This is a genomic window from Winogradskyella sp. (genome assembly GCF_013213835.1).
In the GTDB taxonomy this organism is placed as follows: Bacteria; Bacteroidota; Bacteroidia; order Flavobacteriales; family Flavobacteriaceae; genus Winogradskyella.
In genome coordinates this window covers 549,099-565,506 of record NZ_JABSSU010000003.1, presented here as the reverse complement: position 1 = coordinate 565,506, position 16,408 = coordinate 549,099, and the positions used below count along the sequence as shown (strand labels likewise).

At 34.1% G+C, this 16,408-nt stretch carries 12 protein-coding genes; 7 read left to right on the top strand and 5 right to left on the bottom strand.

The window, feature by feature from the left end; genetic code table 11:
* Positions 1–51 precede the first annotated feature (51 nt).
* The 7 genes from HRU50_RS05420 (at position 52) to HRU50_RS05390 (ending at position 9,567) form a co-directional block, all read left to right on the top strand.
* The gene (locus HRU50_RS05420; RefSeq protein WP_296348958.1) at positions 52–1,188 is read left to right on the top strand and encodes a VWA domain-containing protein; all 1,137 of its coding nucleotides are present in this window, start codon (positions 52–54) and stop codon (positions 1,186–1,188) included.
* Between the two features lie 90 nt (positions 1,189–1,278).
* The gene (locus tag HRU50_RS05415) at positions 1,279–2,736 is read left to right on the top strand and encodes a magnesium chelatase (RefSeq protein ID WP_296348955.1); all 1,458 of its coding nucleotides are present in this window, start codon (positions 1,279–1,281) and stop codon (positions 2,734–2,736) included.
* Between the two features lie 55 nt (positions 2,737–2,791).
* Complete coding sequence (locus tag HRU50_RS05410; RefSeq protein ID WP_296348953.1) at positions 2,792–3,577, top strand: nicotinamide mononucleotide transporter family protein; 786 nt, start codon at positions 2,792–2,794, stop codon at positions 3,575–3,577.
* A 59-nt stretch (positions 3,578–3,636) separates the two neighbouring features.
* On the top strand, positions 3,637–4,851 hold the full coding sequence (locus HRU50_RS05405) for a GTP-binding protein (protein WP_296348951.1): 1,215 nt from the start codon (positions 3,637–3,639) through the stop codon (positions 4,849–4,851).
* Positions 4,852–4,896: 45 nt separating this feature from the next.
* Entirely contained in the window at positions 4,897–7,038 is a 2,142-nt protein-coding gene (locus HRU50_RS05400) for a S46 family peptidase (protein WP_296348948.1), read from the top strand.
* A 124-nt stretch (positions 7,039–7,162) separates the two neighbouring features.
* On the top strand, positions 7,163–7,882 hold the full coding sequence (locus HRU50_RS05395) for a hypothetical protein (protein ID WP_296348946.1): 720 nt from the start codon (positions 7,163–7,165) through the stop codon (positions 7,880–7,882).
* A 5-nt stretch (positions 7,883–7,887) separates the two neighbouring features.
* Positions 7,888–9,567, top strand: coding sequence for an alkaline phosphatase PhoX (locus HRU50_RS05390; RefSeq protein ID WP_296348944.1), 1,680 nt, complete (start codon positions 7,888–7,890; stop codon positions 9,565–9,567).
* 7 nt (positions 9,568–9,574) lie between these two features.
* Here the strand turns inward: HRU50_RS05390 and HRU50_RS05385 are convergent, their stop codons facing one another.
* The 5 genes from HRU50_RS05385 to HRU50_RS05365 all read right to left on the bottom strand — a co-directional run bounded on the left by HRU50_RS05385 (position 9,575) and on the right by HRU50_RS05365 (position 16,357).
* The gene (locus tag HRU50_RS05385) at positions 9,575–10,147 is read right to left on the bottom strand and encodes a YdeI family protein (protein WP_296348943.1); all 573 of its coding nucleotides are present in this window, start codon (positions 10,145–10,147) and stop codon (positions 9,575–9,577) included.
* A 2-nt stretch (positions 10,148–10,149) separates the two neighbouring features.
* A complete protein-coding gene (locus HRU50_RS05380) occupies positions 10,150–11,751 on the bottom strand; it encodes a M1 family metallopeptidase (RefSeq protein WP_296349097.1) in 1,602 nt (533 codons plus the stop codon).
* Between the two features lie 33 nt (positions 11,752–11,784).
* Positions 11,785–12,939 (bottom strand): DUF6265 family protein, encoded by a 1,155-nt coding sequence (locus HRU50_RS05375; RefSeq protein ID WP_296348941.1) that lies wholly within the window; start codon positions 12,937–12,939, stop codon positions 11,785–11,787.
* Positions 12,940–12,943: 4 nt separating this feature from the next.
* On the bottom strand, positions 12,944–14,197 hold the full coding sequence (locus HRU50_RS05370) for a nuclear transport factor 2 family protein (protein WP_296348939.1): 1,254 nt from the start codon (positions 14,195–14,197) through the stop codon (positions 12,944–12,946).
* Positions 14,198–14,548: 351 nt separating this feature from the next.
* The gene (locus HRU50_RS05365; protein ID WP_296348937.1) at positions 14,549–16,357 is read right to left on the bottom strand and encodes an acyl-CoA dehydrogenase family protein; all 1,809 of its coding nucleotides are present in this window, start codon (positions 16,355–16,357) and stop codon (positions 14,549–14,551) included.
* Positions 16,358–16,408 lie beyond the last annotated feature (51 nt).

The window sequence follows — 16,408 nt, the reverse complement described above, 5'->3', positions numbered from 1 at the left end:
ATAAATAGAGGGTTTTGTATGCATTACAAAATGCATTATTTTTATACTGCTATGAAAAGAAACACTAAAAAATCGGGTTTTATATTCAAAACCTATGAAGCACCTTATCAATCACCTTTTGATAAGCTTTTTGAGATTTTTAAAGAGTTAATCACTTATACTTCCGGTGATTTTGATGAAGCTATAGATTGGTTAAGACAACTTGATAAAGAATATAAGCTAACCACACCAGAATATACTATTGATGATTTTATTGAAGACCTAAAAAATAAAGGTTACATCAAAGAAGAAATAGATCCGACTGGTGATGGTACAGGAAAAGGAAAAACTACCATAACCGCAAAAACAGAACGTGCCATACGAAAGCAAGCCTTAGATCATATTTTTGGTAAAATAAAACGTAGTGGTTCAGGAAATCATAAGAGTAAAGGTGTTGGATTAGGGGATGAGCATACAGGAGACTTTAGAGCATATCAGTTTGGCGATGCCTTAGAGAAAGTTTCTATGACAGAAAGTTTGCGAAATGCCCAAATAAATCATGGAGTAGGAGATTTCAATCTTACTGAAGATGATTTGGTGGTTGAAGAAACACTTCATAAAAGTCAAATGAGTACCGTTTTAATGATAGATATTAGCCACAGTATGATTCTTTATGGTGAAGATAGAATCACACCAGCGAAGAAGGTAGCTATGGCTTTATCAGAGTTGATTACGACAAGATATCCTAAAGATTCTTTGGAGATTTTAGTGTTTGGAAATGATGCATGGCCTATAAAGATTAAAGATTTACCATATCTAAAAGTTGGGCCTTATCATACCAATACAGTAGCTGGTTTGCAACTAGCTATGGATATGTTGCGAAGAAAGCGAAATACCAACAAACAGGTTTTTATGATTACAGATGGTAAACCGAGTTGCTTGCGTATGCCAGATGGTCAATATTATAAGAATAGTAATGGGTTAGACCCTTTTATTACCAATAAATGTTATGCCATGGCACAACAAGCGAGACGTTTGCATATACCAATAACAACCTTTATGATTGCTGAAGATCCATATCTTATGCGATTTGTACGAGAGTTTACACAAGCAAATAGAGGTAAAGCATTTTACACTGGATTGAAAGGTCTTGGTGAAATGATTTTTGAAGATTACGAAAACAATAGAAAAAGAAGAATTAAAGGATAAATAATTAGCCGTTGGCTTTTAGGTATCAGAGTTCTTAGCTTAAAAAGAAAAATAGCAGAATACCAAAAGCAAACAGGCAAAATCTAGAAAATGAAAGACATAAAAACTTTAGGAGAACTAAAAAAATCAGGATATCAATCTAAATCTATAAAAGATGAGTTGAGAGATAATCTCATTAATAACATTAAAAACAAAGTCACAACATTTCAAGGGATTCATGGTTATGAAAATACTGTGATTCCTGAGTTAGAACGTGCTATTTTATCAAGACATAATATCAATCTGTTAGGTTTAAGAGGTCAAGCAAAAACACGTTTGGCCCGTATGATGGTGAACCTGTTAGATGAATACATACCAATTGTAGAAGGTTCGGAGATTAATGACGATCCCTTGAAACCTATTTCGAGATATGCCTTAGAGCTTATTGCTGAAAAGGGAGATTTTACCCAGATTTCATGGGTGCATCGTAGTGAGCGCTTTGCTGAAAAGCTTGCGACACCAGATGTAACGGTTGCTGATATTATTGGAGATGTTGATCCAATAAAAGCAGTCAATTTAAAATTGAGTTATGCAGATGACCGTGTTATTCATTACGGAATGATACCAAGAGCAAACCGCTGTATTTTCGTCATTAATGAGTTACCAGATTTGCAGGCTAGAATTCAGGTGGCACTTTTCAATATTTTACAAGAAGGAGATATACAAATTAGAGGATTTAAGTTACGTTTACCTTTAGATATGCAATTTGTATTTACTGCAAACCCTGAAGATTATACCAATCGCGGAAGTATCGTAACACCTTTAAAAGATAGAATCGGTTCTCAGATTTTAACGCATTATCCTGCAACTGTAGATACTGCAAAAATCATTACATCTCAAGAAGCTAAGTTAGATGAGCGTCAATCAAATTCAGTGTATGTGCCAGAATTAGCAAAAGAATTACTAGAGCAAATTAGCTTTGAAGCCAGAGATAGTGAGTATGTTGATGTGAAAAGTGGTGTAAGTGCGCGTATGAGTATTACCGCTTTCGAAAACTTATTAAGTACGGCTGAGCGTCGTGCATTATTGGCTGGTGATGATAATACCTCAGTAAGGCTTTCTGATTTTATCGGTGTCATACCATCCATAACAGGAAAAGTAGAATTGGTTTATGAAGGTGAACAAGAAGGTGCAGATTTTGTCGCTAATACTCTAATAGACGAAGCAATTAAAACCTTATTTCCACAGTATTTTCCGAAGATTGAAAAACTTCAAAAACAAGACGAAGAAACCCCATATGATGACATAATTTCTTGGTTCTTTAATGGTGAAGGATTTGAACTATTAGATAACTTTAATGACGAGGCATACAAAGCTAAATTAGATGAAGTCTCACCATTAGATGTATTAATTGCAGATCATCAACCAGATATAGATCCAAGAGACGTATATTTTGAAAAAGAATTTATTCTTTGGGGTCTGGTACAGTATAAAAAGTTAAGTAAATATCGCTACGCTGAAGGTTTACAAATTAAGGATCCTTATGGAAGTTATATAAGTGGTCTATAAGCCGCTGTTTTTTCGTTACTTTGCGTTGTTAAATTAATTAGAGAACCAAATATTAATGAGTTCGACTTCGGTGCCTCGTCCTAAGTTAAGGAAAATCACCCATTCAAAATACATAGATGTATTTGGGGCAGTTTTAATACTAGGTGTTTGCCTATACAGAAACTTTCATGAGACCATTTACCACAATGGAGGTATACAGTTTGGAATACCATTTTCAGAGTTAGGGGATTATATTGCTAAAGGAGCATTTCCATTAGGGTTCTTATCTATTGCTGGTGCAATGTTTTCTTTATTGTCAACTAGGTTAATGGTTAGACAGCAGAATTTCGGAAATGTAATTTGGATATTTACAACGATTAATTCAGGTACAATTGATTATTTATTAGGCAATACATCGGCAATTTTAACCTATCCTATAACTTTCGGACTGGCTTTATTATCAACTAAGAAATGGTATGGTGGTGAACGTATTAAAAAGGCTGATACCTTATATTTTGCGTTGTCAGCTTTAGCCTTTGTTGTCTCATACAGTTTAGTGTATTTGGGGTTTTATTTGTTTCCATCGGCGACAGATGTGGTAAGTCCGTTTTTTAAGCATAGTATTGCCATTATTTTCGGAATTTCACTAATAGGGAATGTTGGAATCGCTTTTAAGTATGAAGAGTCCTTTTTCGTATGGTTTATTTATAACATTATGCAGTTACTAAAAAATGCACTTCAAGGCAATATAGCTAATGTTGTGAAATATGTCTTTTACATGGGTAATGCTATTCTCACCTATTTTGATTGGAGTATTAATGGTGATGTTAAAAAGCAAGAGTTTTCGAAAAATGCAACTTAGTTGCGTTTAGCGAAATTTAAAGTAAATTTGTAATTCAATATGTTTTAATAATAAAAGAAATGGAAAAGAAATTACCGGTGACAGTTTTGAGCGGATTTTTAGGTGCAGGAAAGACTACACTTTTAAATCATGTTTTACATAATAAGCAAGGTCTAAAGGTTGCTGTGATTGTTAACGATATGAGTGAAGTTAATGTTGATGCAGAACTTGTAAAAAGTGAAAACACCTTGTCTCGTACTGAAGAAAAATTGGTAGAAATGAGTAATGGCTGTATTTGCTGTACACTTCGTGAAGATTTAATGGTTGAGGTAGAACGCTTGGCTAAAGAAAATAGATTTGATTACCTTCTTATTGAAAGTACAGGAATCAGTGAACCTATACCTGTAGCGCAAACATTTTCATTTGTAGATGAGGAAAATGGTATAGACCTTTCGCGTTTTAGTTATGTGGATACTATGGTAACCGTGGTGGATGCTTTTAATTTCTTTAAAGATTTTGGTAGTCCAGAAACTTTAATGGATAGGGAACTTACAGATATTGAAGGTGATTACAGAACTATCGTAAATTTATTGACAGATCAAATAGAGTTTGCAAATGTGATCATTCTAAATAAGACAGATTTAGTTTCTGATGAACACCTAGGCGTTTTAAAGGCGACAATTCATAAATTAAATCCATCAGCACAAATCATAGAATCTAGTTATAGTAAAGTAGACCCAAGTCGTATTTTAAATACTGGATTGTTTGATTTTGAAGAAGCAGAGCAAAGTGCTGGTTGGATTGAAGAATTGAATAAAGAGGAACACACACCAGAAACCGAAGAATACGGAATTTCATCTTTTGTCTACAGAACAAAAAAACCATTTGACCCAGAACGTTTTTTAAACTATATTCAGACCGGTTTTCCTGTGTCTGTTGTTCGTAGTAAAGGTTTATTCTGGCTGGCTTCAAGACCAGCTCAAGCTTTAATTTGGGGACAAGCAGGAGGTTCGTTGAAAGCGGATAGTGCCGGTGTTTGGTGGAGTAGTATGCCTTTTGAAAGTAGAATTCAACAATATGCATTTGTCGAAAATAAAGATGATATTGAACTCGATTGGCATAAAGATTTTGGTGACCGTAAAAATGAAATTGTATTTATTGGCATAGATATGGATGAAGCCTTAATACGTTCTCATCTCGATCAGTGTTTGTCAACGGATGCAGAATTAGCAACAGGAGATTGGGAAGAAGGTTATGAAGATCAATGGCCAGTTGATCGTGCTTACGCCATTTAATAATTAGATAAATAAGTTAAACCTAAATAATTTAATATATAAATAATGAGAAGACTAAATTTTGTTTTATTAGCCCTACTAATTGCATTACCGACGTCCATATTTGCGAATGAAGGTATGTGGTTTTTAATGCATATTAAGCGTTTAAATCAACGAGATATGCAAAAAATGGGGCTTCAGCTAACTGCTGAAGAAATCTATAGTATAAATAATCAAAGCTTAAAAGATGCTATTGTACAGTTCAATGGTGGTTGTACAGCAAGTATTATTTCAAGTAATGGTTTAGTACTTACAAACCATCACTGTGGTTACGACTTAATAGCTGAATTATCTACTGCAGAACAAAACCATTTAAAAAATGGCTTTTGGGCAAAATCATTAGATCAAGAACTTAGTCCTAGTCGAGTGTCTGTAAGATTCTTTGTAAGAATGGATGATGTCAGTAAGCGCATCCTTGGTCAGGTAAATGATTCTATGACAGAGAAAGAGCGTGAAGCTGCTATTAACAAAGAAATTGCTAAGATTCAAGAAGAAAACAACGAAGGCGGAAAATATACAGTTTCAGTAAGATCTTTCTATCAAGGTAATGAGTTCTATTATTTCGTATATCAAGATTATACAGACGTTAGATTAGTTGGTACACCTTCAGAAAGTGTTGGTAAGTATGGTGGAGATACAGATAACTGGGAATGGCCGCGTCATACGGGTGATTTCTCTTTATTTAGAGTTTATGCTGATAAAGATGGTAATCCAGCTGCTTACTCAGAGGATAATGTACCATTACAAGCTAAGTACCATTTACCAGTAAATATTGGTGGTGTAAAAGAAAATGACTTTGCCATGATTTTAGGCTATCCTGGTCGTACAAACCGTTGGATGCCAGCTGAAGGTATTGAGCAAAATGTAAAATATGCTTATCCTGCTTGGGTTGAAGGCTCAAAATTGAGTATGGACGTCATGAAAAAGTATATGGACAAAGATGAGTCTGTGAACTTAATGTACGCATCACAATATGCAGGAATTGCCAATTATTGGAAAAATCGTCAAGGAATGATTGATGCTTTAACCAAACATGAAACAGCGGCTAAAAAACGTAAGATTGAGAAAAAGTTTGAAAAATGGGCTAGTAAATCAGCCAATAAAGCCATGTATGGTGATGTAATTAGCAATATCAACAACTACTATAGTCTTACAAATGAAAAGTCTCAGCATGATAACTATTTAATTTCTCTATTACGTTCTAGTAAATTTGCTGTGCTTCCATACAGAGTAGGTCGAGGTTTAGAAAATTATGTTAATTCTAACGAAGCGAAACGTAAGGAATTGACGCCACGTTTAGCTGGTTTCATTGAAGGTCAGTTTCAAGATTATCACTTACCACTAGAGAAAGAAATTTTAGCAGCGCAGTTAGGCCTTTACTCATCAAAGTCTAACTATGAGTTACCAGAACTCGTTGAAGGTTTAAAGACTAAAGACATTAATACTTATGTTGAAGCCATCTTTAATTTAAGTATGTTCTCTTCAAAAGAAAGGCTACTTGCGTTTTTAGATTATCCAGATGCTGATATGCTTGCAAATGATCCTATGTATAAGTTATCAATGGCTTTATTAGATAAGTATAGAGAATCACCTGAAGCATTAGCACAACCATTAAATGACTATGAAAAATCGTTTAGATTGTTAGTTGATGGGTTACGTAAATCAGGTATTAGTACCATTCAATATCCAGATGCTAATTCAACATTACGTTTAACTTATGGTAAAGTTAGAGCCTTGCCTAAGGATGCAAGAAACGATGCTTCAGTCAATAATTATACAACCTTTAAGGGTATGATGAATAAGTATAAGCCAAATGACCATGAGTTTGATTTATCACAAAATATGTTAGATGCTGCTAAAGCAAAAGATTTTGGAAGATATGCCAATGAAAAAGGAGAATTAGTGGTTAACTTTTTAACAGATAACGATATTACTGGTGGTAACTCAGGTTCACCTGTACTGAATGGTAAAGGTGAATTAATTGGTTTGGCTTTTGATGGTAACATTGAAGCTATGGCAGGAGATGTTATTTTTGATAAAGATTTACAACGTACAATTAATGTAGATATGCGTTATGTACTTTGGTTAATCGATAAATATTCAAACGCAACCAATATCATTGATGAATTAACTGTTGTTACAAAATAGGTTGTACCAATAAAAACATTTTGAAAAGCATTGCTTAACGAAAATATAAATGTCGTTGAGTGATGCTTTTTCCATTTATATCCTATCTTTAGGAATAATTAGAACTAACTATAATCAATAAATCATGTTACAAAGAAAATTCGACGAAATTGTTAAAAACGAATATCCTAATGCTAAAGATGCTAAGGATACATCTATCCATTATTTGGGTAAAATGCAATCAGAGTATGGCTTAGATATTTCTAAAATTCTCATGGCAACATCACTATGTTCAGATGATATAAATATTCCATCAACAACGTTTTTTAATGTGTTATTTGGACCATTTGTTATGGGTGGACTTGGCGGTATTCCTTTTGTTGGACAAACAGGGATGACTGCTTTTGCACATCATATTCCGGATGAAGGAAGTGCGTTCATATTCTACGGACCTCATATTGGTATTACCTTAGAAGGAGAATTAGGGAAAATGTACAGGCCAAGAATGGAAGAAAAAGGAAATTCTTGTGGTGCGTTAATGTTAGCACTGAGTAGATTAGAAAACGAGTCCTACACACCTGTACTGAATGATGACGATTATCAACAAATGAAGTTAGAGGAAAGTTTGTTACCATATAGAGAGGAAATACTTAATAGTGATAATCCTCAGAAAGCAATTACAGACGCAACGTTTAAGATTATTGATAAAAAAATCCATGAACATATAGCATCATGTAAAGACGAATTTCATGCAGATAAAGTGACACTTTTAGGTGGTGTTATAATAAATACAGGTCATGGTATCGATGATTATTTTGATGCTAGAAATTTTGAAGTTATAGATTTAAAAAATCTAGAGGCATAAACACTATGAGTTATAGCAGAAGACAATTTATTTCCTTTTTGGGTAAAGCCAGTCTAGGTGCTGCGATAGTACCGCCATTTTTATTGGGATGTGGTAATTCTAGCAAACCAATTACTAACGGCAATTTATCAGAAGAACACTTAGAGAGATTAAAGAAGTTAATTTTAGAAGCTGTACCAGCATCAGATAAAGACGATTTAGTTTTAGCTAATGGGTTAGACTATCACACCATTATAAAATGGGGTGATAGTATAAGTGATAATGACACCTTTGGTTTTAATAATGATTTTACATGCTTCATTCCATTAGACGAAAACAATCCTAAAGATGGGTTATTGTGGGTGAATCATGAATATGTAAATCCAATCTATGTTTCAGATTTTAATCAATACGATTTTGAAGAACCTCGAAAGCATCATACTAAGGCACATGTAGACAAAGAAATGTATAATGTTGGTGGCAGTATTGTTAGAATCAAAGAAGAAAATGGCGTTTGGAAAGTCGTTAAAAACGATCCTCATAACAGACGTATAACCGCTAAAACTGAAATTAAATTTAATTGGGATCTACCTGTAAAAGGATCATCAACTGCTATAGGAACATTAGCCAATTGTTCTGGCGGTATTACACCTTGGAATACATTTCTTACATGTGAAGAAAACTATGACGATTGTTATGGTGAAAATGTTTATGATGAAAATAATGTAGCAACCAGAGTGCCTAGTAAATACAATTGGTGGGAAGATCATTATGATTATCCACCAGAACACTATGGATGGGTTGTTGAGGTAAATCCAAAAGATGGAACAGCTCAAAAACACATTGCTTTAGGACGTTTTGCGCATGAGTGTTGTACAATTTATCGCCTAAAAGATGAGCGTGTTGTTGCTTACACTGGTGATGATTCTAATAACGAACATTTATACAAGTTTGTGTCCTCAAAACCTAATTCCTTAAAAGAAGGTACATTGTATGTTGCTGACACAGTAAATGGTAAATGGTTGGCAATAGACTGGGAAAATCAGCCCGTATTACAGGCTAGGTTTAAAGATCAAACCGAAGTGTTGATAAGAGCAAGAGCAGCTGCAAAAATACTCGGAGCTACAGAACTTAATAGACCAGAAGATATTGAAATTGACCCTATTACAGGAAATATTTTTGTGTCATTAACCAATAATAAAACTAAGGGTGATTTTCATGGGTCAATTTTAAAAATTGAAGAATTCAATGGAGATTTTGATGCTTTGACTTTTAAAGCTTCTACTTATAAAGCTGGTGGAGAGGAAAACGGTTTTTCTTGTCCAGATAATTTAGCCTTTGATCAGTCTGGGAATCTTTGGTTTACTTCAGATATGTCTGGTTATGCTATGAATAGAGCAGATAAGCCCTATTTTCCATTTAAGAATAATAGCTTATTTGTAATTCCAAGATATGGTAATGATGCCGGTAAAGTTGTTAGAGTGGCATCAGCGCCTAGAGATGCTGAATTAACAGGACCTTGGTTTTCACCAGATGGCAAAACATTGTTTTTAAGTGTACAACATCCTGGTGAACAAACTAAAGATAAAAACAATCCAACAAGTTTATGGCCTTTTGATGGCGACAACATTCCAAAACCAGCAGTTGTTGCAATTACAGGGGATTTAATTCAAAAAATGAATCTTTTAAATAAACTTGAAGCTTAGTAGATATTCACCAAGTATCTCGGCTTTTAATATTAGCATCGCAGAGTCTTATGATTTCTGCGATTCTTTTTTGTTTTGTTGCGTCGCGTTTAGCACTGTGTAACCACGATAAATAACTTTTTCTGTAGCCCTTAGAGAAGTTTTTGTAATTTTCAAAAGCTCGTGGATTTTCATCAAAAGCCTTTTGTAGATTTGGTGGAATCACACCATTTTCTACATCATCCATTTCAGTCCATTTGCCAGTTGCTTTAGCAAGATTAATCATGTTGTAACCAGATTCTTGGATGAGACCATTGACTTCAAGATCAGTAATGTATTTTTTATTTAGAGCACTCCAAGAGCTCTTAGGGTTTCTAGGTGAAAAGTATTGTTTGCGTTTTCCGTTACCTAAGCTTTTAACTGTAGAATCTATCCACCCAAAACAAAGTGCAACTTTTACAGCTTCCTCCCAGCGCATGGATGGCATGCCCGTTTCTAGTTTGTAGAATATAAGATAAACCGCTTTGTGTTTGTCATGGTTATGAAGTAACCAATTGTACCAATCGGTATCTCGTTCAAAATAGAGTTCTGGGAATTCCATACTTAATTCACCTGTTTTGCATAGACATAATAATCTCTATCAACTTCAAACGTTTTCCCTTGATATGGGATTGATTTCCACTCTGAGTTGGGGAATATCCACTTGGTTTTTCCATCAATTTCTACTTCAATAGGCATATCAAAACCATCTACAATATTGACATAACGAAAGGAAAGTACATCATCCGAAATTTTATATTCAAATTTAGGGATACGAATATCTCTTAAATATTGATTGAAGAAAGCCGTTAAATCTTTTTTTGTTTTTTTACTGAAGTAATCTTCAATTTGCTTAGTAGTTACCGTTTGATGATAAAAATCTGAATTTAATCCACGTAGAATCTCTCGCCATAATTCATCATCCTTCACTAATTGCCTCAATGTATGAAGCATGTTAGCACCTTTGTAATACATGTCTCCTGAACCTTCTTTATTTACACCGTAAGGACCAATTATTGGTTTTCTGTTATTAATGTTATCTCTTGTGCCAATGACATAATCAGCGGATGCTTTTTTACCATAATAGTAATCTAAAAATAGGTTTTCTGAATATGCTGTAAATCCTTCATGAATCCACATGTCTGCAGCATCCTTATTAGTTATGTTATTGGCAAACCATTCATGTCCTGCTTCGTGTATAATTATGAAATCAAACTTTAAACCCCAACCTGTACTAGATAAATCACTACCTAAATATCCTTTTTTGTACTTGTTGCCATAAGTTACTGAGCTTTGGTGTTCCATTCCTAAATATGGTACTTCCACCAATTTAAAACTGTCTTCATAAAACGGATATGGACCAAACCAATGTTCAAAGGCCTTCATCATTTTTGGTGCATCTTTAAAGTGTTTTTTTGCTTTTTCTAGGTTATACGACAAAACCCAATAATCCATGTCTAGTTTACCTTTTTCGCCGTTATATTCTTCAGAAAAATTTACATAATCACCAATATTAACGTTTACACCATAATTGTTAATTGGGTTACTAACAAACCAATGCGATTTTACTTTTGCACCGAGGTCTTCCAATTTTCTAAGACGACCATTAGAAACATTCATTAATCCTTTAGGATTTGTAACACTTATCAGCATACTATCTGCTTCATCATACATATGATCTTTATTAGGCCACCAAACACTTGCGCCTAATCCTTGACATGACGTCGCAATAAAATGTTTACCATTATTGTCTTTTTTCCATGAAAAGCCACCATCCCACGGAGCACGTTTTGCTTCTCTCGGGTAACCTTTATAATGCACAACGATTGAATTATAGTCACCAATATTTTGAGGTTTATTAAGCGAAATGAAATGTGCATTTCCGTCATGTACAATATCAAGGTTTTGACCATTTTGAGTCACCTTTAACATCTGCATAGGATCTTGCAAATCAATTTGCATCACCTGTTTTGATTTTAATACCTTGTAGTGAATGGTGTTTTTTCCTGAAATAAACTTTTCATCTGGTGAAACTTCAATATCTAAATGATAATAGGTGAGATCCCACCATTCGCGCTCAGGTGTAATACTGCCTCTTAATGTGTCTTGTCTTGTAAATTGAGATTTATCCTTTAGCAACTGTGCTTCAGCTGAAAAAAATATCAGCGTAAAGAAAAAGAATATATTGTATTTCAATGTTTAATTATTTTTTATGAGCCGCAGTGTCCCAAATATATTTGCATCTATCCAACCACGATCTTTATCAACTCCTTCAACAAATATTGAGCCAATAAAGTTTTCTCTATGTTCACTATAATCGTTATCGCAGTAAGCTAATGCAAACCCAATATTTTTGTTTGGGTATAATTTTACGGTGTTATTTTTTACATCATCAATATAGCTGTCATCATAAAGTAAAATCTTAACTTCCCAAATAGTGGTGTTATTGTCAGTTTTTCTAGCTGAACGGACATGAGAATTGTATAGTTTGCCTTCTTTTGTATAATTAACGTCTACTACATTTCCTTCTAAATCTACGTGATAAGCAAATGCATTATGAGTGTACTGATGGCCACCACCACTATTGTCTTCATCTACAAAAATTTCTAGGCAGTCTTCATCCCACCATCTTTTAAGAGGATCTTTAAAAACGTCTCGTAGTGTATCATCTTTAATCTCAGCCAATAGGTATAAGGCGTCTTCTCTCCATGCTAGTTTATATCTACCTTTAAAATCGTCAGACGAAACAGGTGAGCCAATCCATAATTGGTCGATACTATGCCATTGAGAATTTTTCCAAATGCTTTCATTTGGCAGTCCATCGATTACTGGTACATCCTTTGAATAATTCACCTCTATTAATTGTTTAATAGGCTTTTGGTTCAGAATGTCTTTAGTGTAATGAAATGGCATTACAGATACGGAACCATCTTTTTCTTTCATGTCCACATGTACAATCATTTCATTATCTGAAATACGTTCAAAAGTCATTCCTTCAAAAACAACTTTGTTTAGAGTGATTTCTTTTAATGGAAAATCTACAGTTTCGTCTTTTGTTTCCCAACCTTTTAAATCTGGTCCAAAGTGTTTTAATTGAAGTATTAGTGAGTTTTCTATTTCACGAATAATTTCAATTTCATAAAAGGTGACTTTTCCATCATTAATAAGTTTGAAGGTTGCCATCATAGAACCACTAGAAGGTTCACTCCATATTTCTTCTGTAATACCACCGAATGCTTTTCCATGCCATGTGCCGGCAATCCATGAAATGTTTTCAAGTTTAGGTTTTAGAGTATTCTGCTGAGCTTGGCAGCATAAAGAGATTAGAGTAAAAAATATGATAACCTTTTTCATTGTATTACTGCATAAAAGTGACTCTGCTTATTAATCCGTTTGTAATTTCATAAATGGCAACAGTTTTAAATAATTTACCATTAGCTGTAACATGTTCTTTATCTATAACCTTATTACCTATAACAATTCGGTCAGTGACTTTTGCTTTTAGATCGGGTGTGCGATTAAACCAGGCTAAATAATCTTTTCGCATTTGTGTTTTACCTTGTGATAAAAGCTCGTTTGGATAATTGTATAACTGAATATCATCAGAAAATTGCGCCATAAACGTTTCAACATCTTTGGAATTATATGCGTCGAGTTGTTTTTGTACAATAGTCTCAAATTCGGAAATTAAATCAGGATCCTCTGGTTCAATTTCTTCGATTTCGTCGTTTTCTTCAGTGTCTGCTCCATTAGATGTATTACCTACAAGTAAAAGTTTTGTTTTACTAGAATCGAGATTAAGTCGTGTAATTGCATTGATACCATATTCGGAAAGATTAGCAATCTTTTTCCATTTCAAATCTTTTTTTAGTGTGAGTTTATATAAATCACTACCATTACCAGAAATAAGTGTTCTATTATCTACCCAGCATAAGTCTTCAACGCCTTTAATCGTATATGCAACAAGTTTAGTAACGCCATTTTTTGGATTGAGTGAACGGATTTCCCATTCCTTATCACTAGTTTTAGATATGTAGCTTATGAGACTAGTACCAGGAATTTTATGAAATGATCTTCCAACGTTTGTAGCATACTTTCTACTTTTACCATCTAAAAGATTCGTGACATATAGATTTAAATCTTCACCTTCTATAACAGCAGATACTATTGTATTCTTATCAAACCAGGTATAATATGCCACCATTAGATCTTTTATAAGTTCTTGGGATTCGCCATTACTCCAAGAGTAACGATATAATCGTTGTTTACCGTCTTTATCTAATCTAACAGCAGATACGGCGTCGCTGTCAGGAATTGATTGAGGCGAATATTCTCCACCTGCAGTATAATTTAACCAGGTTCTAGAATTATACCTCTGGTCGTATTTTGCAATATCTGTTTGTTCATTTCTTGAAGAAGCAAATAATATGTAACGATCATTGTAAAATGATGGTTGATTATCGTATCCATCGTTTTTTGATAGGTTCTTCTGATATTTTATAGCGATATTATTAGCTTCTTTTGAGAGGTCAAACAGATAAACTTCTGTATTTTCTTGTGCTAATAGAATTGCAGAAAAGAGGAGGCAAATAGATAAAATGAAGTGTTTCATATTGTTAATAGCATTGTATTGATAAATATAATGATAAACCTAATTCATGTAATATCTATGAGATCTGATTTTATCAAAAATGTTAACATTTGATAATAAAAACGCATTTCATCGAATAAAATGTTGTTTTTATCGAAAAAACATGTATCTTAGCTTCAGATTAAAAACACAAATACTCTTACAGATGTACTTCAAATGTTTTTAAGAATGTATTAAAAATGTAATTTAATCTTCATATTTTTTAGTTAGTTAGTTAAAAAGATCTCAAACACTCAATTTGGGATCTTTTTTTATGCATAAAAAAAACCAGTTCAATGCGAACTGGTTCTTTTCTTTCTAACTTAAACTTAACTAAAAACAGTATCTGTTTTCTTCAGATAACTTATCAGCAATTTGCGTTCTTAATGCCACTACATTTGGCATGTTCGTATATTTCGTAAATCGTTTAAGACCCATAAGCATCATTCGTTGCTCATCGCCTTCAGCAAAACTTACAATACCTTCTTTTGCATTTTTAATGACAATATCAACTGCATTGTATAGGTATAATTTTGCCATAGCTATTTGATGACTTTGCGCCTCTTCACCAAATCTTTTAGCATTTTTTTCTGTTCTTAAAATAGTGGACTCTGCCATATATACTTCAATTAATATATTTGACGCAGCCATTAGTAATTGTTGATGTTCTTCTAATTGAGGTCCATATTTTTGAACTCCAGCACCAGCAACCATTAGGAATACTTTCTTAAGTTTTGCAATCATCTCTTTTTCTTCAGAAAATAATTCTGAATAATCAGGCGTATCAAAAGAAGGAATTCCCATTAATTCGTCAGCTACCGCTGTTGCAGGTCCTAAAAGATCAACATGTCCTTTCATTGCTTTTTTAACCAACATGCCTACAGCTAACATTCTGTTGATTTCGTTAGTACCTTCATAGATGCGGGCAATACGAGCATCTCTCCAAGCAGACTCCATTGGTGTGTCTGCAGAGAATCCCATACCTCCAAAAACTTGTATGCCTTCATCAGTACAGTTTTGAGTATCCTCTGAAACTGCTACTTTAAGAATAGAACACTCTATGGCGTATTCTTCAACACCTTTTAGTTCAGCTTCTTGATGTGTATTACCAGATGCCTGACGAATTGCAATTCTGTCTTCAATATTTTTTGCCGCTCTGTATGAGGCAGATTCACCAGCATATGCGCTAGTGGCCATTTCTGCCAATTTAGATTTAATTGCGCCAAATTGAACAATAGGTGTTTTAAATTGAACACGTTCATTAGCGTATTTTACAGCTTCAGTAATTGTACGACGTTGCGCGTCTAAACAAGCTGCGGCTAGTTTAATACGACCAACGTTTAAAGCATTCATTGCAATTTTAAATCCGCCGCCTCGCTCAGAAAGCATATTTTCAGCGGGTACTTTGGTATCATTAAAGAAAACTTGACGGGTAGAAGATGAATGAATACCCAATTTGTGTTCTTCTTCACCTAAGGTCATGCCATTAGGGTTATCTTTATCGTATTCAACTATAAAACCAGTAATGTTTTTATCATCTTCAATACGTGCAAAAACGATGAAAGTTTCAGCAAAGCCGGCATTTGAAATCCACATTTTTTGTCCTGAAATCAAATAATGCTTACCATCTTCAGATAATACGGCTTTAGTTTTACCAGAATTAGCGTCCGATCCTGCACCAGGTTCTGTTAGACAGTATGCACCAAACTTTTCGCCTGAAGCTAAAGCAGGAACGTATTTTTTCTTTTGTTCTTCGGTCCCATAAAGTGTAATTGGCATTGTACCAATGCCAGTATGTGCACCAAAAGCCGTAGAAAAGGATCCTGTTGCCCCAGAAATGTAATCACATACTAACATGGTAGAAACAAAGCCCATTTCTAAACCATCATATTCTGCTGGAACAGCTATGCCTAAGAGTCCCAATTCTCCAGCTTTACGCATAATTTCTTCAGTAAGTGCGTAATCTTTTTTCTCAAATTGTTCCTTTTTTGGCCAAATTTCTCTATCTACAAACTCTTTTACGGTTTCGAGCATCATTTTTTGTTCTTCTGAAAAATCTTCAGGGGTAAAAATGTCATCACAACTTGTTTCTTTAACGAGAAACTGTCCTCCTCTTAAAATGTCTTTCTCTAGTGTTTCCATAATTTTTTTGGGTATTGTTTTTAGTAAGAATGTTGCTCTCCTACGATTATG

What these genes read in the sequence shown, in the direction of transcription:
- HRU50_RS05420 (WP_296348958.1), top strand. Translation starts at nt 52, where the DNA reads ATGAAAAGAAACACTAAAAAATCGGGTTTTATATTCAAAACCTATGAA.
- HRU50_RS05415 (WP_296348955.1), top strand. Translation starts at nt 1,279, where the DNA reads ATGAAAGACATAAAAACTTTAGGAGAACTAAAAAAATCAGGATATCAA.
- HRU50_RS05410 (WP_296348953.1), top strand. Translation starts at nt 2,792, where the DNA reads ATGAGTTCGACTTCGGTGCCTCGTCCTAAGTTAAGGAAAATCACCCAT.
- HRU50_RS05405 (WP_296348951.1), top strand. Translation starts at nt 3,637, where the DNA reads ATGGAAAAGAAATTACCGGTGACAGTTTTGAGCGGATTTTTAGGTGCA.
- HRU50_RS05400 (WP_296348948.1), top strand. Translation starts at nt 4,897, where the DNA reads ATGAGAAGACTAAATTTTGTTTTATTAGCCCTACTAATTGCATTACCG.
- HRU50_RS05395 (WP_296348946.1), top strand. Translation starts at nt 7,163, where the DNA reads ATGTTACAAAGAAAATTCGACGAAATTGTTAAAAACGAATATCCTAAT.
- HRU50_RS05390 (WP_296348944.1), top strand. Translation starts at nt 7,888, where the DNA reads ATGAGTTATAGCAGAAGACAATTTATTTCCTTTTTGGGTAAAGCCAGT.
- HRU50_RS05385 (WP_296348943.1), bottom strand. Translation starts at nt 10,147, where the DNA reads ATGGAATTCCCAGAACTCTATTTTGAACGAGATACCGATTGGTACAAT.
- HRU50_RS05375 (WP_296348941.1), bottom strand. Translation starts at nt 12,939, where the DNA reads ATGAAAAAGGTTATCATATTTTTTACTCTAATCTCTTTATGCTGCCAA.
- HRU50_RS05370 (WP_296348939.1), bottom strand. Translation starts at nt 14,197, where the DNA reads ATGAAACACTTCATTTTATCTATTTGCCTCCTCTTTTCTGCAATTCTA.
- HRU50_RS05365 (WP_296348937.1), bottom strand. Translation starts at nt 16,357, where the DNA reads ATGGAAACACTAGAGAAAGACATTTTAAGAGGAGGACAGTTTCTCGTT.